This window comes from Bacillus cereus group sp. BfR-BA-01330 (assembly GCF_022663885.1).
Taxonomy (GTDB): domain Bacteria; phylum Bacillota; class Bacilli; order Bacillales; family Bacillaceae_G; genus Bacillus_A; species Bacillus_A cereus.
Genome location: NZ_JAKUGK010000002.1, coordinates 514,654 through 535,812, shown reverse-complemented (window position 1 = coordinate 535,812; position 21,159 = coordinate 514,654). Strand labels below are relative to the sequence as shown.

The window sequence follows — 21,159 nt, the reverse complement described above, 5'->3', positions numbered from 1 at the left end:
TTTATTTCCCCCTTACCACTGTTCCGATATTTTCGCCTAAAACGGCACGTTTAATATTACCTTTTTCCATAACTGAGAATACAATTAGTGGAATATCATTATCCATACATAGAGAAGAAGCTGTAGAATCCATTACACCTAAACCTTCTTTTAATACATCTAAGTAAGTAAGCGTTTCGTATTTTGTAGCTGTTGGATCAATAGATGGATCCGCATTATATACACCATCTACATTGTTTTTCGCCATTAAAATTACATCTGCTTCAATTTCTGCCGCACGTAATGCTGCTGTTGTATCTGTAGAGAAGTATGGGTTACCTGTACCTGCTGCAAAGATAACAACACGTTTTTTCTCTAAGTGACGAACTGCTTTACGACGAATGTAAGGTTCTGCAACTTGACGCATCTCAATTGAAGTTTGTACACGAGTTTGAATTCCGATATTCTCCAAGCTATCTTGAAGAGCTAATGAATTCATAACTGTCGCTAACATGCCCATGTAATCTGCCCCTGCACGATCCATGCCCATTTCACTTCCAATTTTTCCACGCCAAATGTTACCGCCACCAACAACAACAGCAACCTCTACATCAAGTTCTGCAATTTCTTTTACTTGTTCCGCAACTGACTTAATAACAGTTGGGTTAATTCCAAATCCTTGCTCTCCAGCTAAAGCTTCTCCACTTAGCTTTAAAACGACACGATTATATTTCGGTTTACTCATAATGAACCTCCAATTGCTTACATCTTTATTTTAAAAAAGGGAACACAATGTGTTCCCTAATCTGTATTAGTTACTACCTTTTACTTGGTTCATTACTTCTTCAGCAAAGTTGTCTTCGCGTTTTTCGATACCTTCACCAACAGCGTAGCGAACGAATCCTTTTAATGTTCCGCCTTTAGACTCAACGAACTGACGAACTTTCATATCAGGGTTTTTAACGAATGCTTGGTCAAGTAAGCAAATCTCTTCGAAGAATTTGCCTAGACGGCCTTCAACCATTTTCGCAACGATTTTCTCAGGCTTGCCTTCGTTTAATGCTTGTTGTGTTAATACTTGACGCTCATGCTCAACTTCTTCAGCTGTTACAGCATCGCGGTCGATGTATTTAGGGTTAACTGCAGCGATGTGCATTGCAACATCTTTAGCAGCAGCTTCATCAGTAGAACCTTCAAGAACTGTTAATACACCAATGCGTCCACCCATGTGTAGGTAAGCACCGAATGCATCTGCATCAGTTTTTGATACGATTTCGAAACGACGAAGTGTAAGTTTTTCACCAATTTTAGCGATTGCTTCGTTGATGTGCTCTTCAACTTTTTTACCGTTTTCCATTGTTTGAGCCATAGCTTCTTCAACGTTAGCTGGTTTGTTAGTTAATAAGTGAGCAGCTAATTCTTTAATTAGTGTTTGGAAACCTTCGTTTTTCGCAACGAAATCAGTTTCAGAGTTTAATTCTAAGATTAAAGCGTCGTTACCGTTTGTTTCGATGAAAGTTAAACCTTCAGCAGCAATGCGGTCTGCTTTTTTAGCAGCTTTCGCAATACCTTTTTCACGTAAGAAGTCAATTGCCTTCTCCATGTCGCCATTAGTTTCTGTTAAAGCTTTTTTGCAGTCCATCATACCTGCGCCAGTTTTTTCACGTAATTCTTTTACCATTTGAGCAGTGATTGCCATACTTTTCATCCTCCTAAAATATGTATTTATACCTTTTATAAAGGTGTTTATACCTTAAAAAAGGTGATAAAAGGCCGAACCCCTTATCACCTTTCCAACTTTGTTACGCAGTAACAGTTTCTTCACCTTGTTTTGCTTCAAGGATCGCGTCTGCCATTTTAGATGTAAGAAGTTTTACAGCACGAATTGCATCATCGTTTGCTGGGATAACGTGATCGATTTCGTCTGGATCACAGTTTGTATCAACGATACCGATGATTGGAATGTGTAATTTGCGTGCTTCAGCAACTGCAATACGCTCTTTACGAGGGTCTACTACGAATAATGCACTTGGAAGACCTTTCATATCTTTAATACCGCCTAAGAATTTCTCAAGACGCTCTAACTCTTTTTTAAGTTGAACAACTTCTTTCTTAGGAAGTACTTCGAAAGTACCATCTTCTTGCATTCTTTCGATGTCTTTAAGACGCTTGATACGCTTTTGGATTGTTTGGAAGTTTGTTAAAGTTCCACCTAACCAACGTTGGTTAACGAAGTACATACCAGCACGAGTTGCTTCTTCTTTAATAGCTTCTTGTGCTTGTTTTTTAGTACCTACGAATAAGATGTCTCCGCCTTCAGCAGCGATGTCGCGCATCGTTCTGTAAGCTTCCTCAACTTTTTTCACAGTTTTTTGTAAGTCGATGATGTAGATACCGTTACGCTCTGTGAAAATGTAACGCTTCATTTTTGGGTTCCAACGACGAGTTTGATGTCCGAAATGAACACCAGCTTCAAGCAATTGCTTCATAGAAATTACTGACATAATATAGTTCCTCCTAAATGGTTTTTGATATCCTCCGTTTACTTCATCTCTAAGCGAAACTACAAACGTAGCACCAACACTTAAATCAGTAAACGTGTGTACTTTGTACTGACACCACTGCTTACTATATCATACTGAAATATTACAATCAAGTCGAAAATGCGAACAATGTAAAACTTTCTTTGTTCATACTCGAATTCTAGTATTACCAACCTTCTTTTCTTTTAAGCAAAAAAGTAAATACAATTAATAGTTTTCCCAGAAAACACGCTTATGACACTTTTCACAAGCATCTTCTATCCATTGCACAAAAAAACTCTCCTCAATTGAGGAGAGTTTTTTATAAATTAGTTTGTTTTTAATTTAGCAAGTTCTTGTAGAAACTTGTCGTTTAGCACTTTAATGTATGTTCCTTTCATACCTAAAGAGCGAGACTCAATAACACCAGCACTTTCTAATTTACGTAGTGCATTTACGATTACAGAGCGAGTAATTCCTACGCGATCAGCAATTTTACTTGCAACAAGTAAACCTTCTGTTCCATTTAATTCTTCGAAGATATGCTCAATTGCTTCTAACTCACTGTAAGATAATGAGCTGATTGCCATTTGAACAACAGCTTTACTACGCGCTTCCTCTTCGATTTCTTCTGCTTTTTCACGTAAGATTTCCATACCTACAACAGTTGAGCTGTACTCAGCAAGGATTAAATCATCATCTAAGAACTCTTGACCAAGACGAGCTAATACTAATGTACCTAGACGCTCACCGCCACCAACGATTGGTACGATTGTAGTTAAACCTTGACCGAATAATTCTCTGTTTTCTACTGGGAATGCTGTGTAAGCACTGTTCACATCTAAGTTTGAAGATGTTTCTGTAATGTTGAATAAGCTTTGTGTATATTCTTCTGGGAATTGACGTTCTGCAAGCATTTGCTTCATGCGTTCGTTTTCGATTTGTTGGTGAATTGCATAACCTAGTAATTTACCACGACGGCTAACTACGAATACGTTTGCTTCGATTACTTCACACATTGTGTCAGACATTTCTCTAAAGTTTACAGGCTTCCCTGCTGCGCTCTGTAATAACGCATTTAATTTTCTCGTTTTTGCTAATAATTCCATTTCAAAAGTTCCTCCTACATGTTACTCACATATTTTTTCATCACTTGGAAACTAGGGCGAGTCACCTGATGACACTATTACAAAATAAACTGGCTCACATCTTTATTTTTAGCAATTGTTGCTAATTTCTCCTCAACGTATTGAGGTGTTATCGTTATTTTCTCTAACGTAATTTCAGATGCTTCAAACGATAAATCTTCAAGGAGCTTCTCCATAATCGTATGAAGTCTTCTTGCTCCAATATTATCTGTATCCTGATTAACTTGATAAGCAATCTCAGCAATCTTACGAATAGCTTCGTCTGAAAATTCAATTTCTATACCTTCAGTCGCTAATAATGCCATATATTGTTTAATTAACGCATTGTCAGGCTCGATTAATATTTTAACAAAATCGTCTGTCGATAATTTTGTTAATTCTACTCGAATCGGAAATCTCCCTTGCAATTCCGGAATTAAATCCGACGGTTTAGACATATGGAACGCTCCAGCTGCAACGAATAAAATATAATCCGTTTTTACTGATCCGTATTTTGTCGCAACATTCGACCCTTCTACAATTGGCAGAATGTCACGTTGCACACCTTCACGTGATACATCTACGCTATTCGACTGCTTACCAGCAATTTTGTCAATTTCATCGATAAAAATAATCCCGAGCTGTTCAGCACGATAAACAGCCTCTTGTGTAACTTCATCCATATCAATTAAGCGCTGTGCCTCTTCATTTGTCAAGAGTTTTCTTGCTTCTTTTACAGAAAGTTTACGTTTTTTCGTTTTTTTCGGCATAAAACTTCCTAGCGCATCTTGGAAATTCATTCCCATTTGTTCCATGCCAGTTCCTTGTAACATATCAAACATGGAAGACTGTTGTTCAGTCACTTCAATCGATACAATTTCTTCTTCAAGAAGCCCTGCAGCAAGCTTTCTCTCCACATCTTGACGTTTCTTTTCGATTTCAACATCTTCTTGTGTATCAGACGTTTGATTCGAATTTTGAGCGCCTCCAAAAAGCATCTCTAATGGATTTTTGAATCCAGATTGCTTCTCCGGACTCGGCACTAAAATTTCAACAAGACGTTGATTCGCTTGCTCTTCTGCTTTATCTTGAACTTTCACTACCATTTCTTCTTTTACGATACGAACCGATGTTTCCACCAAGTCACGTACCATCGACTCTACATCTCTACCCACATATCCAACTTCTGTGAATTTTGTAGCCTCAACCTTAATAAAAGGTGCTCCAACGAGTTTCGCCATTCGTCGTGCTACCTCTGTTTTCCCAACACCTGTCGGTCCAATCATTAAAATATTTTTAGGCGCAATTTCGTCACGTAAATTTTCAGCTAATTTACTGCGGCGATATCGATTTCTCAACGCTACAGCAACCGCTTTCTTTGCGTCTTTTTGACCGATGATGTATTGATCTAATTTTTCCACAATTTGGCGCGGAGTAAAATGTAAATGCATATAAAATGCCTCCCTTACGATTCTACAATTCTTCAACAATTATGTTGTGATTCGTATAAACACAAATATCGCCAGCAATCTCTAAACTCGCTTTCGCAATTTGCTTCGCTGTTAAGTGTTCACTTGCATATTGCTTTAAAGCACGACCGGCAGAAAGTGCATAATTCCCACCAGATCCAATTGCTAAAATACCATCATCCGGTTCAATCACTTCTCCTGTACCTGAAACAAGGAGCATAGTTGTTTTATCCATGACAATGAGCATCGCTTCTAGCTGACGTAACATTTTATCGCCACGCCATTGTTTTGCCATTTCAACAGCAGCACGCTGCAAGTTGCCATTATACTCTTCTAATTTCCCTTCAAACATTTCAAAAAGAGTAAATGCGTCAGCAACTGATCCTGCGAAACCAGCTAAAACTTTACCTTGGAAAAGTTTACGAACTTTACGAGCTGTATGTTTCATTACAACAGCATTTCCCATTGTCACTTGGCCATCTCCAGCCATTGCACATTCTCCATTATGATGAACTGCAAATATCGTTGTAGCGTGGAAATTCCCCATAGAAAAAACTCCTTTATTTGTTTTTATAGCTTTTAAAGCAATTTATGCCCGCGGGTGATGCTTCATGTAAACAGAACGCAATCTTTCTTTAGAGACATGCGTATAAATTTGTGTCGTCGACAAATTTTCATGGCCTAATAGCTCCTGTACAGTACGTAAATCCGCCCCTTCATCTAGCATATGTGTAGCAAATGTATGCCTTAACATATGGGGACTTATCCGCATTGTCAGCGAAGCCTTTTTAATGAGTTCATTTAAAACATAACGAACCCCACGACTTGTTAGTGGTGTACCTTTCGCATTTAAAAATACCATATGAGAATCTTCGTCAGTCTTATTAACTAACTGTTTTCTCCCATTCTCTATATAAGTAATTAAAGAATCTTGCGCATAGCTTCCGAACGGAATATACCTTTGTTTTTTTCCTTTTCCCATTACTAAAATTGTTCCCACCGCAAAGTCAATATCGGTAAGTTGTAAATTGACACATTCACTCACACGGATCCCAGTCGCATACATCAACTCTAATAAAGCTTGATTCCTTTGACCTAATGGCGTTTCCGTGTCAGAAACTTCAAATAATTCCTCTAACTCTTCAGCATATAAAAACTTTGGGATTGACAATTCTTTTTTGGGGAGTGACGCAAGTGCAAACGGATTATCCTTTCGATAACCTTCACGCATCAAAAAACGATATAAACTTCGTAAGCTTGATACTTTTCTTGCGACAGATTTACGGGCTAACTTTTCATCGTGCAACGTCGTTAAGTACAAACGAACATCCGCGTATGTAACGTCTAAAAAAGAGGATATGCCTTCTCGTTCCATAAATTGCACAAAATGTTCTAAATCATTTTGATAACTTGCAATTGTATATTTTGAATAATTTCTTTCAATTTGTAAATATCCAACGAATAATTGTAACAATTTCTTCACATTCACACAACTCACCTCAATAAAGGCTACTAAATCGTATCACAACTTAGTAGCCTTTGCAAGAAATTTAACTAAATATTTACAAAATTTCGAATCGTTTCTAAAGCGCGTGCTGCGTACGCTTCATTTCGTTCTGCTTTCTTTTTAATCTTCTTCTCTAACGGTGCAAATAGACCGAAGTTCGCATTCATCGGCTGGAAGTTTTTAGCGTTCGTTGCCGTAATGTAATTTGCCATGCTACCCATCGCAGTTACTGGCGGTAATACAACTGGCTCTTCACCTTGCACAAGACGCGCAGCATTAATTCCTGCTAATAATCCTGATGCTGCTGATTCAACATATCCCTCTACTCCAGTCATTTGACCAGCGAAGAATAAATCATCACGTTGTTTATATTGATATGTTGGACGAAGCAAATTAGGTGAATTAATAAACGTATTACGATGCATTACACCATAACGTACAATCTCTGCATTTTCCAATCCCGGAATTAACTGTAGCACTTCTTTTTGCGGTCCCCACTTTAAATGAGTTTGGAAACCTACGATATTGTATAAAGTTCCCGCTGCATCATCTTGACGTAACTGAACAACAGCATATGGCGTTTTCCCTGTTTTGGGATCTTCCAATCCAACAGGTTTCATAGGTCCAAATACTAACGTCTGTCTCCCTCTACTTGCCATAACTTCTACTGGCATACAACCTTCAAAGAAAATTTCTTTTTCAAACTCTTTTAAAGGCACTGTCTCAGCAGCAATTAGAGCCTCATAAAAACGATCAAACTCTTCTTCTGTCATTGGGCAATTTAAATATGCAGCTTCACCTTTGTCATAACGCGATTTTAAATACACTTTATTCATGTCAATGCTGTCTTTTTCTACGATTGGGGCTGCAGCATCATAGAAGTAGAAATAATCTTCTCCTGTTAATTCTTTCAATTTTGCAGAAAGATCAGGAGATGTTAATGGACCTGTAGCAATAATTGTCGGTCCCTCTGGAATATCTGTAATTTCTTCATTCATTACAGTTACATTTGGATGGTTCTTTACGTATTCTGTTACTTTAGCTGCGAACTCATGACGATCTACAGCTAAAGCACCTCCAGCTGGTACAGAGCACTCATCCGCCGCACGAATAATTACAGAATCCATTAAGCGCATTTCCTCTTTAATAACTCCAACTGCATTTGTTAAAGTGTTTGCACGAAGTGAGTTACTACATACTAATTCAGCGAATTTATCTGTGTGATGAGCTGGCGTTTGCCTTACCGGTCTCATTTCATATAATCTAACTTGGACACCACGTTTTGCAATTTGGTAAGCTGCTTCACTTCCTGCAAGACCTGCGCCAATGACGTTTACTACTTGTGTTGTCATTTATATCACCTTTCCTTTTCTTCCCGAAAAAAATGTGAGCAGTTACGCTCACATTTGTTGTTCTTCTTCATAATCGCACGAAATACATTGTACTTGCACGCCTTTTTTCAACTTTTTCTCTACAAGCATGCCTTCGCACTTCGGACACTTACGACCAATTGGCTTATCCCAAGATACAAAGTCGCATTCCGGATACGTACCGCACCCATAGAAAAGACGTTTCTTTTTATTACTACGGCGTTCAATAATTTGACCCTTATCACACTTTGGACAAGTAACACCGATTTCTTTCACAATCGGCTTTGTATTACGACAATCTGGGAAATTCGAGCAAGCCATAAATTTCCCGTATTTACCCATTTTAAAGACCATTGGGTGATTACATAATTCACAATCTTCCCCAGCTGGTTCATCTTTAATTTCCACTTCACGCATTTCTTTTTCCGCTTTTTCTAAACGCGGTTCAAAACCTACGTAGAAATCATCAACAATTTTTACCCAATTCGCATTTCCTTCTTCTACTTCATCAAGGCTTTGCTCCATATTGGCAGTAAATTCAATGTTAATAATTTCTGGGAAAAACTCTAAAATAAGTTCAATTACTATTTCACCAAGTTCAGTCGGAACGAAGCGTTTATTATCCAAACCTACATACCCACGCTTTTGAATTGTTTCAAGTGTAGGTACATATGTTGACGGTCTTCCAATTCCAAGTTCTTCAAGTGTTCTTACTAGGCGAGCCTCTGTATAGCGCGGAGGAGGTTGTGTAAAATGTTGCTTTGGTTCTAAATCCTTTGAAAATACAGTTTCCCCTACTTCTAAAGGTGGCAACATCTTATCCTTTTCTTCAGCACCATCATCTTTTGACTCTACATACACTTTCATAAATCCTGGGAACTTTACAACCGATCCACTTGCACGGAACTGAACATTGTTATTAATGAGTCTCGCTGTCACTGTATCCATTATAGCAGACGCCATTTGACTTGCAACAAATCGCTCCCAAATCAATTTATATAATCGAAGTTGATCACGACCTAAGAAACTTTTTAGTTCCTCTGGCTTTCTCATTACTGAAGTAGGACGAATTGCCTCATGCGCATCTTGTGCATTTGACTTTTTCGTTTCTTTCTTCTTTTCTGTTCCTATGTATTCCGTACCATACGCTTCAGTGATGTAAGTACGAGCCTCTGTTTGAGCTGTTTCTGAGATACGTGTTGAATCAGTTCTCATATACGTAATAAGACCTACAGTTCCTTGTTTTCCAAGATCTATCCCTTCATACAATTGCTGTGCAAGCATCATTGTTTTCTTTGCTCGCATGTTTAACTTACGTGCTGCTTCTTGTTGCAAGGAAGATGTTGTAAACGGTAATGCAGGATTACGTTTTCGCTCTTTGCGCGTTACATTTTCAACTGAAAACGCATTGTCTTTCATCTGTTCAATTATTTCATTCACTTGCGTTTCATTTGTTAATTGAACTTTTTCACCATCTACACCGTAAAAGCTTGCTTCAAATGTGTCTTTTCCTTTTACAAATTCTGTTTTAATTGTCCAGAATTCTTCAGGTTCAAAGTTTTGAATTTCCCTTTCACGCTCGATGATTAAACGAACTGCTACAGATTGTACACGTCCTGCACTTAATCCTTTTTTTACTTTCTTCCATAATAAAGGACTAATATTGTAACCAACAAGACGATCAAGTATACGTCTTGCTTGTTGTGCATCCACTAAATCCATATTAATTGCACGAGGATGTTTAAATGATTCTTTGATTGCATCTTTCGTAATCTCATTAAACACAACCCGACAATCTGATTCAACGTCCACATTTAACGTATTCGCTAAATGCCAAGCAATCGCTTCCCCTTCACGGTCTGGATCGGCCGCGAGATAGACTTTCTTTGCTTTTTTCGCCGCTGATTTTAAATCTTTTAAGACGGGACCTTTACCACGAATGGTAATATACTTCGGGGTGAAGTTGTTCTTTACTTCTATCCCCATTTGACTTTTTGGCAAATCGCGAACATGTCCCATAGACGCGACAACTTTGTATTTTTTCCCTAAATATTTCTCAATGGTCTTCGCCTTAGAAGGCGACTCCACGATTACGAGGTAATCTGACATGCTAGTGCCTCCTTAAGAGGTGGATTCAAGTCTTCATTAATCTTATTGATTTCTCTTGTTTTTGTCAATCAAGAATGAATATACCATACAGTGCCAATCTACCATTTGTCAATAATTGTTTAATAAAAACATAAAAATATAAGGTTAATTTAAAATCTCTTCCAAGATATCTTCTGCATTTCTTACTAGTTTTGCTCCTTGCTGAATAAGATGATTCGTTCCCGATGCCCCCTCTACAAATATAGGTCCAGGAAGCGCAAACACCTCTCTATTTTGCTCTAACGCAAGGTCTGCAGTAATAAGTGTTCCACTTCTCGATTTCGCTTCTACAACTAAAACACCTTTACTTATACCACTAATAATCCGGTTCCTTTTTGGAAAATACCATTTTTTCGGTGCATATTGCGGCGGATACTCTGTCAATAACAATATATATTCCTTCCACATTTCATATAAATGTCTATTTTCTTTCGGATACATAAAAGACAATCCATGCCCTAATATCGCAATAGTCGGGCAATGATGCCTTACTGTAATCTCATGAGACATTGTATCTATCCCTTTTGCAAACCCACTGACAATAAGCCACTCTCTTTCTAATAAAGGGTGTAAAATAAACTTCAAACTCTCATGACCATATAATGATGGTTCTCTCGTTCCAACAACTGCTAATTTATTTACTTTATTCAGGAAATCTTTCTCTCCTTTTCCATATAAAACGAAGGGAGGGTCTTGTATTTCACGTAATAATTGCGGATAATCTTCATCCCATATCGTTATATAAAAAATACGATTTCTCTCTAAATAAGATATATATTGCGGAAGATTTGAATTTTGAAGAAATTTTACTAGTTCTGAAGATTTTTTCGAGGATATTCCAGTGTAGTGTTCCATTTGTTTTTCGTTAAAATTATATATGTTCTTTAATTCTGGATCGACATATAGTAGCCTCTCCATCGCTTTCCAATAATCTGCTAGCAAGTAATGAACATGTAATAACCTCTCTCTTTTCATCTTGATTCTCCTTACCCATAATTTTTATTATGTAAACAGAAAAAAGTGTAAAAAGACACCCTCAAGTAAGAAGGTGTCTTTCAACAGATTAATAGTTTTTACAAGTCTCAAATAAACCTTTTTCTTTTAAAACAGAGATTAGCGTTTCTCCCATAACTGCTGGAGTTTCAGCTACTTTAATGCCACAAGCTTCCATTGTTTTAATCTTTTCAGCAGCAGTTCCTTTACCGCCAGAAATGATTGCACCAGCATGGCCCATACGTTTGCCAGCAGGCGCTGTTTGACCACCAATGAAGCCTACAACAGGTTTTGTCATATTAGCTTTTACCCATTCAGCTGCCTCTTCTTCTGCTGTACCGCCGATTTCACCAATCATAATTACAGCATGTGTTTCTTCATCTTCATTAAATGCTTTTAACGCATCAATAAAGTCTGTACCGTTAACAGGGTCTCCGCCGATACCTACAGCAGTAGATTGGCCAATACCTTCTTGTGTTAACTGATGTACAGCTTCATAAGTTAATGTACCAGAGCGAGATACGATACCAACATGACCTTTTTTATGAATATATCCTGGCATAATACCAATCTTACATTCATCTGGTGTGATTACACCTGGGCAGTTTGGTCCAAGTAAACGTGTATGTTTACCCGCCATATATCTCTTTACGTTTACCATATCTAATACAGGAATCCCTTCAGTAATACATACTACTAAATCAATTTCTGCATCAACAGCTTCCATAATTGCATCTGCCGCAAAAGCGGGTGGAACGTATACAACTGAAGCGTTTGCGCCTGTTGCTTTCACTGCATCTTCTACTGTATCAAATACTGGTACACCTTCAATATCAGTGCCGCCCTTACCTGGTGTTACACCACCGACAATTTTCGTACCGTATTCAATCATTTGTTTTGTATGGAATAAACCTTGAGAACCTGTAATACCTTGAACAATAACTTTTGTATCTTTATTAACTAATACGCTCATTTTTTTCCCCCGCTTTCTATTAGCCCACTAGTGAAACAATTTTTTGTGCACCGTCTGCCATAGATTCTGCTGCAACAATATTTAAGCCAGACTCATTTAAAATTTTCTTACCTAGTTCTACGTTTGTGCCTTCAAGACGTACAACTAAAGGTAACTCAAGACCTACTTGTTTCGTTGCTTCAATAACACCTTCTGCAATAACATCACACTTCATAATGCCACCAAAAATGTTAACGAAGATACCTTTTACATTTTTGTCAGAAAGGATAATTTTGAATGCTTCTGTAACTTTTTCTGCAGTTGCACCGCCACCAACATCTAAGAAGTTAGCTGGGTCACCGTGGTAATGTTTAATGATATCCATTGTAGCCATCGCTAAACCTGCACCATTAACCATACAACCGATATTTCCATCTAAAGGAATGTAGTTTAAGTCGTATTTTGAAGCTTCAATTTCTTTTGAATCCTCTTCATCAAGATCACGAAGCTCTAAAATGTCTTTATGGCGATATAACGCATTAGAATCAAAGTTTAATTTTGCATCTAATGCCATAACTTTACCTTCGCCTGTTGTAACAAGTGGGTTAATCTCAGCGATAGAGCAATCTTTTTCAATAAACGCACGATATAAGCCCATCATAAACTTCACAGCTTGTCCTACAAGCTCTTTTGGAATATTGATGTTAAATGCAATTCGGCGCGCTTGGAAACCTTGCAAGCCTACTGCTGGATCAATATATTCTTTAAAGATTTTTTCAGGTGTTTTTTCTGCTACTTCTTCAATTTCTGTTCCGCCTTCTTCAGACGCCATTAAAACAACTTGAGAAGTTGCACGATCTAAAACTAGACCTACATAATATTCTTTTTTAATATCGCAACCTTCTTCGATAAGTAAGCGTTTTACTTCCTTACCTTCAGGACCTGTTTGATGTGTCACAAGTGTAGTTCCTAAAATGCTTTCTGCATATGTACGAACTTCATCTAAATTTTTCGCAACTTTTACTCCGCCAGCTTTGCCGCGTCCACCAGCGTGAATTTGTGCTTTCACTACACATACATCTGTTCCTAATTCTTTCGCTGCTTCTACAGCTTCTTCTACTGTAAACGCAACCTTCCCGTTCGGAACGCTAACCCCATAGCTTCTAAGGACTGCCTTACCTTGGTACTCATGGATATTCATGGTCCCATCCTCCCCTGTTTTCCTGTTTTACTCGAAAAGTTTTTTAATGTTTAAAAAACATTACATTGCCATTGTATAAGATGATTGGCACGCTGTCTACAATAAAGTGTCAGAAAACTGAAATCGCTTTATTCTTTTTCGAAAATAGTAATGTTTATATGCCAAAATAAAAAAATAAGCTGTATATTTACAGCTTATTTTTGAATCATATCTTTAATTGGTGCGAATGACTTGCGGTGTTCATCTAGTACTCCATGCACTTCAATTGCCTCTAAATGTTGCTTTGTGCCATATCCCATATGTTGCTCAAATCCATATTCAGGATACTTCTCTCCCAGTTCTTTCATCATACGATCTCTCGTTACTTTTGCTATAATGGATGCTGCTGAAATCGAAACACTTTTCGCATCACCTTTAATAATTGATGTTTGCGGAATTGGTGTAGGAAGCTTCATCGCATCAATTAATAAATGTTGAGGTGTACAAGATAAATTTGCAACTGCATCTAACATCGCTTGTTTCGTTGCTTGGTAAATATTAATGTCATCAATAACTTGCGGTGATACAATTCCTACTCCAATTGCAATTGCTTGTACTTTTATTTCATCATAAAAACGCTCACGTTTCGCTTCACTCAACTTTTTCGAGTCATTTAACCCTGGAATATAAAAATCCTCAGGAAGAACGACAGCTGCCGTCACAACAGGCCCAGCCAATGGCCCGCGCCCTACTTCATCAATACCCGCGATATATGTGACCCCTTTTTCACGCAAAGCATTTTCATACTTGGACATTTCAAAAAACTTCTCTTTTTCTTTCTGTTCTAACTCTTTTTGTTTATACCACTTCAAAACGAGCTTTTGAACACCTTTTCGATCATCTTTCATTAACAGCTGAAAGCGATCATCTTCTTCATTCATAATTTCTTTCAATACATTTTCCGCTTCTTTTATCGTCATAGTTTGCATTTATACAAGCTCCTTTTTAAACATATCCAAAAAGAAAAGACGCACAAACGCACGTCTTATACTTCTTCTATTTTTTCCACATCTTCCACTTGCTCTCCAAACTCTTCCGGTGTTTCAAACGTCATTTTTCCAAGTTTGCCACCACGAAGCTCACGAAGCACAAGCTCAGATGTCTTATCATAATCAATCATTCCGCCGCCCATTAAGCAGCCTCTATTTTTTCCAATTGCATCGAATAATTCCACAATATCTTCTGGAATCTCATTTAAATTATAGCGTTCTTTCAAGCGTTCTGGATAATGTTTCTCCATAAAACGTAATGCGTAAACAGCTACATCTTGTAAATTTAAAATTGAATCTTTAATTGCACCCGTTGTCGCTAAACGAAGACCCACTAATTGATCTTCAAATTTAGGCCACAGAATACCTGGTGTATCTAACAATTCCATTTCCTTCCCAACTTTAATCCATTGTTGAGCTGTTGTCACACCTGGACGATCTCCTGTTTTAGCAATATTTTTCTTTGCCAATTTATTAATCAATGTAGATTTACCAACATTTGGTATACCTACAATTAATGCACGAATCGCTCTCGGTCTAATACCTTTTGCAACCATTTTATCAAATTTTTCTTTAACAAGCACTTTACAAGCTGCTGCAATTTCCTTCATACCTTGTCCAGCTTGCGCGTTAATCGAAATTGCCATATGGCCTTTTTCTTTAAAATATGCGATCCATTGTTTTGTTAAACGATCATCCGCCATATCCGCTTTATTTAAAACAACAAGCCTTGGCTTATGTGTAATGATTTCATCAATCATTGGGTTTCGAGATGATAATGGTAATCGAGCATCTACAAGTTCAATTACAACATCAATTAATTTTAATTTCTCCGTTACTTGGCGTCTAGCCTTCGCCATATGCCCTGGAAACCATTGAATTACCATGTTGCCACCTTCTTTTTCATTTATTTCACAATACGTGCGTCTTCTAACGGCCAATATAACATATTAGCTTTACCAATTACTTGATCCATTGAAATCGTACCGATTGAACGGCTATCTTTACTAAAACGACGATTATCACCTAAAACAAATAATTGATCTTTTGGAACGGTTTTCTTGCCTGTCATTTCTTCAAGATTAAAATCATATGTAAGCGGTCCGTCAGCAATTTGCTTTTTCTGCTTGTCTAAATACGGCTCCTCATAAGCCTTTCCGTTAACATACAGTTTATCATTACGATACTCTATTTCATCGCCTGGCAGGCCTATAATGCGCTTAATGTAATCTTTATCTTCTGTTGCTCGAAATACGATAATATCAAAGCGTTTTGGATCTCCAATGTGATAACCAATTTTATTCACAATCATTCGATCACGATCATGTAAAGTAGGTGCCATCGATACCCCGTCTACGAGAATTGGCGCAAAGAAAAACTGTCTAATAACACCAGCTAATACAACAGCAATCAAAATTGCCTTAATCCATTCCCAAAGTGAACTCTTCTCTTTTTTCATGCATTTCCCCTCCACGGTTATGTAAACTGCTCGTATTATACCAAAATTTCATATAGATTGGAAAAAGGGAGCTTGTGCATTTACAAGCTCCCATACATGTCTTATCGAATTTCTTTAATACGTGCTTTTTTACCGCGAAGGTTACGTAAGTAGTATAACTTAGCACGACGTACTTTACCACGGCGAAGTACTTCGATTTTCGCGATTCTTGGCGTGTGAACTGGGAATGTACGCTCAACACCTACACCGTAAGAAATCTTACGAACTGTGAATGTTTCACTGATTCCGCCACCACGACGTTTAATTACAACACCTTCGAAAAGCTGAATTCTTTCACGAGTTCCCTCAACAACTTTTACGTGTACACGTAAAGTGTCACCAGGACGGAATGAAGGAAGGTCAGTTTTTAATTGGCCTTTTGTAATTTCTGCGATTAATTGTTGCATATTAAATTCTCTCCTTTAAACAGATGCTCTTATAAAGTCTTAATAAATTACAGCGGAACATCGTTAATACGGCTACTGATTTCAGTAGCACAAATGTTATAATAGCATATTACTAGGCCTGTTGCAATAGCAAATATATGAAGTTATTACTGCTCTCGCTTTATTTCCTCAAGCCATTTTTTCTCTTGTTTAGATAACTCTCTCTCATCTAACAAATCCGGTCTACGCGTATACGTTCGACGCAAAGATTCCTTATGTCGCCATTCATCAATGTTTTTATGATTCCCTGACATTAATACATCCGGTACCTTCATACCACGAAAATCAGCCGGACGTGTATAATGAGGATGCTCTAATAAACCTGTACTAAACGAATCCTCTACTTGTGAAGCATGATTTCCTAGCACACCTGGCAAGAGACGTACAACACTATCAGTAATAACCATAGAGGCTAATTCTCCGCCCGTTAATACATAGTCACCAATAGAAATCTCATCCGTTACGAGATGCTCACGAATTCGTTCGTCATACCCTTCATAATGCCCACATACGAAGATCAAATGTTCTTCCCCTGCAAGCTCTTCCGCTTTCTTCTGCGTAAATCTTTCGCCCTGCGGACACATTAAGACAACTCTAGGCTTACGCTCTGTCTCTTTCGTCAAATCTTCTACAGCATCAAAAATAGGCTGAGGAGTAAGCACCATACCAGCTCCTCCGCCGTAAGGATAATCGTCTACACTATTATGCTTACTTGTTGTATAATCACGAAAGTTAACAACACGAAGGTTTACCGCTTCTTTTTCTTGTGCCTTCTTTAATATAGAAGATCCAAATACACCGGTAAACATGTCTGGGAACAACGTTAAAATATCAATTTTCATTATAGCAGCCCTTCCATTACATGAATGGTTACTAATTTATTTTCAATATTAACTTGAAGTACAACGTCATCGATATAAGGAATTAAGAGATCTTGACCCTTCGGGCGTTTAATTACCCAAACATCATTTGCACCAGGAGATAGAATCTCTTTGATTGTCCCTAGCGCTTCTCCTTCTTCCGTTACAACACTGCAACCAATAATTTCATGATAGTAGTATTCACCTTCAGCAAGTTCACCTAACTGCTCTTCCGGTACTTTTATTAAAGAACCTTTAAACTTCTCTACTTCATCTACATTGTTATATCCTTCAAATGTTAATAAATCGAATGTCTTATGTTGGCGATGAGAAGTTACCTTCACCGGAAGGTAGTCTGTGCCTTTCTCATTCGATATGTATAACGTGTTTCCTACTTTATATCGCTCTTCTGGAAAATCAGTACGAGAAATAACACGGATTTCTCCTCTTACGCCATGAGTATTTACAATTTTCCCTACGTTAAACCATTTTGTCATAAATAGTATGTCACCCCTGGTTTCTATATAAATTAAGCATCTCCATTTCACAGATGGAACATGCACTCTCTATTTAAATGTTAAAAAAGGGAGAGGAATAACTCCTCGCCCTTTTTTACGTTTATTGAATTTCCAGTGTTACTTTTTCATCATTATGATGTCCCACTGAATACAAGAGCATTCGAATCGCTTTCGCAACTCTCCCTTGCTTTCCAATGACTTTTCCAACATCCTCAGGATGTACAGTTAATCGATACTTTATCTCTCCGTTGCAAAGTTCCTGTGTAACTTTTACATCTTCAGGATAATCGACAAGAGGCTTGACAATCGTCTCGACTAACTTCTTCATAGTCATTGCCTCAATTACTTACCTTGTTTAGATAAGTGGAATTTCTCCATGATACCTTGGTTAGAGAATAAGTTACGAACTGTATCAGATGGTTTAGCACCATTTCCTAACCATTTTAATGCTGCTTCTTCGTTGATCTTAACTTCAGCTGGTTGAGCAACTGGATTGTAAGTTCCGATTTCCTCAATGAAACGTCCGTCACGAGGAGAACGAGAATCTGCAACAACTACACGATAGAAAGGAGTTTTTTTAGCTCCCATACGTTTTAAACGAATTTTAACTGCCATTTATAAAGCACCTCCGAATTTATTTCACACAGATAATTATATTAGCAAAAAGACTATTGCTTTGTAAAGTATTTTTTCTTAACAGAGCCATCTTTTTTTCCTTACATGAATGGAAACTTCAATCCACCTAGTCCTTTTTTCTTACCTTTTTGCATTCCCGTCATCGTCTTCATCATTTTTTTCATGTCATCGAATTGTTTAATTAGACGATTGATTTCTTGTACAGTTGTACCGCTACCTTTGGCAATGCGCTTTTTGCGACTAGCATTGATTATTTCCGGTTGTTCTCGTTCTAATTTAGTCATAGAACGAATAATTGCCTCAATATGCCCAATTTGTTTTTCATCAACTTGTGCATTTTTCAGCCCTTTAATTTTATTTGCACCAGGAAGCATTCCTAACAATTCATCAAGCGGCCCAAGTTGACGCACTTGTCCAAGTTGTTCTAGGAAATCGTCAAGCGTAAACGAAAGCGTACGCATTTTTTGCTCAAGTTCTTTCGCTTTCTCTTCATCAACTGTAGCTTGCGCTTTTTCAATCAATGTTAAGACATCGCCCATCCCTAAAATACGGGATGCCATACGCTCTGGATGGAACGCTTCAATTGCATCTAGTTTTTCACCCATACCAGCAAATTTAATCGGCGTGTTTGTTACAGCCTTAATAGATAATGCAGCACCACCGCGCGTATCACCATCTAATTTCGTTAATACAACACCTGTTAAACCTAACTGTTCATGGAAACTTTGCGCAACATTTACCGCGTCTTGTCCCGTCATCGCATCGACAACAAGGAAAATTTCATCCGGTTTCGCAACTTCTTTAACTTTCGCTAATTCATCCATTAGTTCTTCATCAATATGCAGGCGACCCGCTGTATCGATTAAAACATAATCGTGATGATCTTCTTTTGCTTTTGCAATCGCTTGTTTCGCAATTTCAACAGGACTTACTTGATCTCCTAAAGAGAATACAGGCATGTCCAATTGCTTCCCTAATGTTTCAAGCTGTTTAATCGCTGCTGGACGGTAAATATCCGCTGCAACAAGCATCGGTTTACGGTTATGCTTTTTACGAAGCAAATTCGCAAGCTTACCTGTCGTCGTTGTTTTACCCGCACCTTGCAGACCAACCATCATAATAACAGTCGGTGGCTTATTAGCAACAGCAATTTTGCTTTGCTCTCCGCCCATAAGTTCTGTAAGTTCTTCCTGTACAACTTTAATTACTTGTTGTCCAGGTGTCAAACTTTTCATTACATCTTGTCCGACAGCACGTTCAGACACACGCTTCACAAAATCTTTTACTACTTTAAAGTTAACATCTGCTTCTAAAAGAGCTAGACGAACTTCTCTCATCATTTCTTTCACATCGGCTTCAGAAACTTTTCCTTTGCCGCGGATTTTTTGCATTGTCTGTTGAAGTCGGTCGGCTAATCCTTCAAATGCCATATTGCCGCCCTCCTAATCTAATTTTTCGATAGCTTCAACAACTTGTTTCATTTCTTCATTTACATGCTCTTCTTCGCTGATTAGCTGTTTTAGCTTTGCAACAAGTCGCTGTCGCTCTTGAAACTTTTGAAGTAATACTAATTTTTCTTCATATTCTTCAAGCATCGCTTCAGTCCGTTTAATGTTATCATACACGGCTTGGCGACTTACATCAAATTCTTCCGCAATTTCACCAAGAGATAAATCATCTAGATAATAAAGCGACATATAACTTCTTTGTTTTTGCGTTAACAACGATTGATAAAAATCAAATAAATAGTTCATTCTCGTTGTTTTTTCGAGCATGTTGGATCATCCTTTGTTAAGTGATTTCCCTTTACATGAATTAGTTTACATGTAGTCCAAAAGAGTGTCAAGTTTTTTTCTTAACATCATATATTTTTTATAGAAAAAGAAGCGGAAATACCGCTCCTTTCACTTATACTTCTTCTGTTTCTACTAAGTTCGCAAATAAACCATACACATATTGTTCTGGATCAAACTGTTGCAAGTCATCCATTTGCTCTCCTAATCCAACAAACTTCACTGGTACATCCATTTCGTTACGAATCGCTAATACAATACCACCTTTAGCAGTTCCATCTAACTTCGTTAAAACAATACCAGTTACATTCGTTGCTTCACGGAATGTTTTCGCTTGGCTTAAACCGTTTTGTCCTGTTGTTGCATCAATAACAAGTAATACTTCATGAGGAGCACCTGGTACTTCACGCTCAATTACACGCTTCACCTTCTCTAATTCTTTCATTAAATTTACTTTATTTTGCAAGCGTCCTGCTGTGTCACATAGTAATACATCTACCTTACGTGCTTTCGCAGCTTGTACAGCGTCATACATAACCGCCGCTGGATCAGATCCAGATCCTTGTTTAATCACTTCTACACCAACGCGATCGCCCCATACTTCTAATTGTTCAATCGCTCCAGCACGGAATGTGTCTCCTGCCGCTAATAGGACTGACTTACCTTCTGATTTAAACTTATGCGCCAGTTTACCAATTGTCGTCGTTTTTCCTACACCATTAACACCAACAAATAAAACAACCGTTAATTGGTCCTCTTGCATATTAATTTCGTTACTAAAATCGCTGTCGCCTTTGTAAATTCCTACTAGTTTTTCTGAAATAACAGCTTGTACTTCTTTTGGATCTTGAATGTTACGACGTTGTACTTCTTCTTTCAATTGGTCAATTAATTCCATTACCGTCGCAACGCCAACGTCTGCACCGATTAAGATCTCTTCTAACTCTTCGAAAAAATCTTCGTCCACTTTACGGTAACGATAAACTAAATCATTCACTTTATCCGCAAATGAATTTCTCGTTTTTTCTAATCCTTGTTTAAATTTCTCTGTAACTGTATCCGTTTGTTTTGAAATTTTTTCTTTTAGTTTTTTAAAAAAACTCATACTTTCC

The 21,159-nt window shown here is 37.8% G+C and carries 23 protein-coding genes; all 23 read right to left on the bottom strand.

The window, feature by feature from the left end:
* Position 1: 1 nt before the first annotated feature.
* The gene (pyrH, locus tag MR112_RS08635; protein ID WP_000042668.1) at positions 2 to 724 is read right to left on the bottom strand and encodes a UMP kinase; all 723 of its coding nucleotides are present in this window, start codon (positions 722 to 724) and stop codon (positions 2 to 4) included.
* A 66-nt stretch (positions 725 to 790) separates the two neighbouring features.
* Entirely contained in the window at positions 791 to 1,678 is an 888-nt protein-coding gene (gene tsf / locus MR112_RS08630; protein ID WP_001018578.1) for a translation elongation factor Ts, read from the bottom strand.
* A 103-nt stretch (positions 1,679 to 1,781) separates the two neighbouring features.
* The gene (rpsB, locus tag MR112_RS08625; protein ID WP_000111485.1) at positions 1,782 to 2,483 is read right to left on the bottom strand and encodes a 30S ribosomal protein S2; all 702 of its coding nucleotides are present in this window, start codon (positions 2,481 to 2,483) and stop codon (positions 1,782 to 1,784) included.
* A gap of 347 nt (positions 2,484 to 2,830) precedes the next feature.
* Complete coding sequence (gene codY / locus MR112_RS08620; RefSeq protein WP_000421290.1) at positions 2,831 to 3,610, bottom strand: GTP-sensing pleiotropic transcriptional regulator CodY; 780 nt, start codon at positions 3,608 to 3,610, stop codon at positions 2,831 to 2,833.
* Positions 3,611 to 3,687: 77 nt separating this feature from the next.
* Positions 3,688 to 5,079: an ATP-dependent protease ATPase subunit HslU gene (gene hslU, locus MR112_RS08615; protein WP_000550078.1), complete on the bottom strand. Its 1,392-nt coding sequence runs from the start codon at positions 5,077 to 5,079 to the stop codon at positions 3,688 to 3,690.
* 22 nt (positions 5,080 to 5,101) lie between these two features.
* Positions 5,102 to 5,644: an ATP-dependent protease proteolytic subunit HslV gene (gene hslV / locus MR112_RS08610; RefSeq protein ID WP_000526272.1), complete on the bottom strand. Its 543-nt coding sequence runs from the start codon at positions 5,642 to 5,644 to the stop codon at positions 5,102 to 5,104.
* 42 nt (positions 5,645 to 5,686) lie between these two features.
* Positions 5,687 to 6,586 (bottom strand): tyrosine recombinase XerC, encoded by a 900-nt coding sequence (xerC, locus tag MR112_RS08605; RefSeq protein ID WP_001101243.1) that lies wholly within the window; start codon positions 6,584 to 6,586, stop codon positions 5,687 to 5,689.
* A 65-nt stretch (positions 6,587 to 6,651) separates the two neighbouring features.
* Entirely contained in the window at positions 6,652 to 7,956 is a 1,305-nt protein-coding gene (trmFO, locus tag MR112_RS08600; RefSeq protein ID WP_000213002.1) for an FADH(2)-oxidizing methylenetetrahydrofolate--tRNA-(uracil(54)-C(5))-methyltransferase TrmFO, read from the bottom strand.
* 48 nt (positions 7,957 to 8,004) lie between these two features.
* Positions 8,005 to 10,083 carry a type I DNA topoisomerase gene (topA, locus tag MR112_RS08595; protein WP_001286963.1) on the bottom strand — a complete coding sequence of 693 codons (2,079 nt, stop codon included), beginning with the start codon at positions 10,081 to 10,083 and terminating at the stop codon, positions 8,005 to 8,007.
* Between the two features lie 144 nt (positions 10,084 to 10,227).
* On the bottom strand, positions 10,228 to 11,097 hold the full coding sequence (gene dprA / locus MR112_RS08590) for a DNA-processing protein DprA (protein WP_071741405.1): 870 nt from the start codon (positions 11,095 to 11,097) through the stop codon (positions 10,228 to 10,230).
* Between the two features lie 88 nt (positions 11,098 to 11,185).
* Positions 11,186 to 12,088: a succinate--CoA ligase subunit alpha gene (sucD, locus tag MR112_RS08585; RefSeq protein WP_000115178.1), complete on the bottom strand. Its 903-nt coding sequence runs from the start codon at positions 12,086 to 12,088 to the stop codon at positions 11,186 to 11,188.
* A gap of 19 nt (positions 12,089 to 12,107) precedes the next feature.
* Positions 12,108 to 13,268: an ADP-forming succinate--CoA ligase subunit beta gene (gene sucC / locus MR112_RS08580; protein WP_001020791.1), complete on the bottom strand. Its 1,161-nt coding sequence runs from the start codon at positions 13,266 to 13,268 to the stop codon at positions 12,108 to 12,110.
* A gap of 194 nt (positions 13,269 to 13,462) precedes the next feature.
* The gene (locus tag MR112_RS08575) at positions 13,463 to 14,236 is read right to left on the bottom strand and encodes a ribonuclease HII (protein WP_001194265.1); all 774 of its coding nucleotides are present in this window, start codon (positions 14,234 to 14,236) and stop codon (positions 13,463 to 13,465) included.
* Between the two features lie 56 nt (positions 14,237 to 14,292).
* Positions 14,293 to 15,183: a ribosome biogenesis GTPase YlqF gene (gene ylqF, locus MR112_RS08570; RefSeq protein ID WP_000236704.1), complete on the bottom strand. Its 891-nt coding sequence runs from the start codon at positions 15,181 to 15,183 to the stop codon at positions 14,293 to 14,295.
* Between the two features lie 20 nt (positions 15,184 to 15,203).
* Positions 15,204 to 15,755 (bottom strand): signal peptidase I, encoded by a 552-nt coding sequence (lepB, locus tag MR112_RS08565; RefSeq protein WP_000711853.1) that lies wholly within the window; start codon positions 15,753 to 15,755, stop codon positions 15,204 to 15,206.
* Between the two features lie 101 nt (positions 15,756 to 15,856).
* A complete protein-coding gene (rplS, locus tag MR112_RS08560; protein ID WP_001186516.1) occupies positions 15,857 to 16,201 on the bottom strand; it encodes a 50S ribosomal protein L19 in 345 nt (114 codons plus the stop codon).
* Positions 16,202 to 16,347: 146 nt separating this feature from the next.
* Positions 16,348 to 17,082, bottom strand: coding sequence for a tRNA (guanosine(37)-N1)-methyltransferase TrmD (gene trmD, locus MR112_RS08555; protein WP_000686903.1), 735 nt, complete (start codon positions 17,080 to 17,082; stop codon positions 16,348 to 16,350).
* The gene (rimM, locus tag MR112_RS08550) at positions 17,082 to 17,597 is read right to left on the bottom strand and encodes a ribosome maturation factor RimM (protein ID WP_000170278.1); all 516 of its coding nucleotides are present in this window, start codon (positions 17,595 to 17,597) and stop codon (positions 17,082 to 17,084) included. Before rimM ends, trmD begins: the two co-directional genes overlap by 1 nt.
* A 121-nt stretch (positions 17,598 to 17,718) precedes the next feature.
* Positions 17,719 to 17,946 carry a KH domain-containing protein gene (locus MR112_RS08545; protein WP_000737401.1) on the bottom strand — a complete coding sequence of 76 codons (228 nt, stop codon included), beginning with the start codon at positions 17,944 to 17,946 and terminating at the stop codon, positions 17,719 to 17,721.
* A gap of 14 nt (positions 17,947 to 17,960) precedes the next feature.
* Complete coding sequence (gene rpsP / locus MR112_RS08540) at positions 17,961 to 18,233, bottom strand: 30S ribosomal protein S16 (RefSeq protein WP_000268750.1); 273 nt, start codon at positions 18,231 to 18,233, stop codon at positions 17,961 to 17,963.
* A gap of 101 nt (positions 18,234 to 18,334) precedes the next feature.
* Entirely contained in the window at positions 18,335 to 19,684 is a 1,350-nt protein-coding gene (gene ffh / locus MR112_RS08535) for a signal recognition particle protein (protein ID WP_000863460.1), read from the bottom strand.
* A 12-nt stretch (positions 19,685 to 19,696) separates the two neighbouring features.
* The gene (locus tag MR112_RS08530) at positions 19,697 to 20,029 is read right to left on the bottom strand and encodes a putative DNA-binding protein (protein ID WP_000891062.1); all 333 of its coding nucleotides are present in this window, start codon (positions 20,027 to 20,029) and stop codon (positions 19,697 to 19,699) included.
* Positions 20,030 to 20,162: 133 nt separating this feature from the next.
* On the bottom strand, positions 20,163 to 21,152 hold the full coding sequence (ftsY, locus tag MR112_RS08525) for a signal recognition particle-docking protein FtsY (protein ID WP_000007655.1): 990 nt from the start codon (positions 21,150 to 21,152) through the stop codon (positions 20,163 to 20,165).
* Positions 21,153 to 21,159 lie beyond the last annotated feature (7 nt).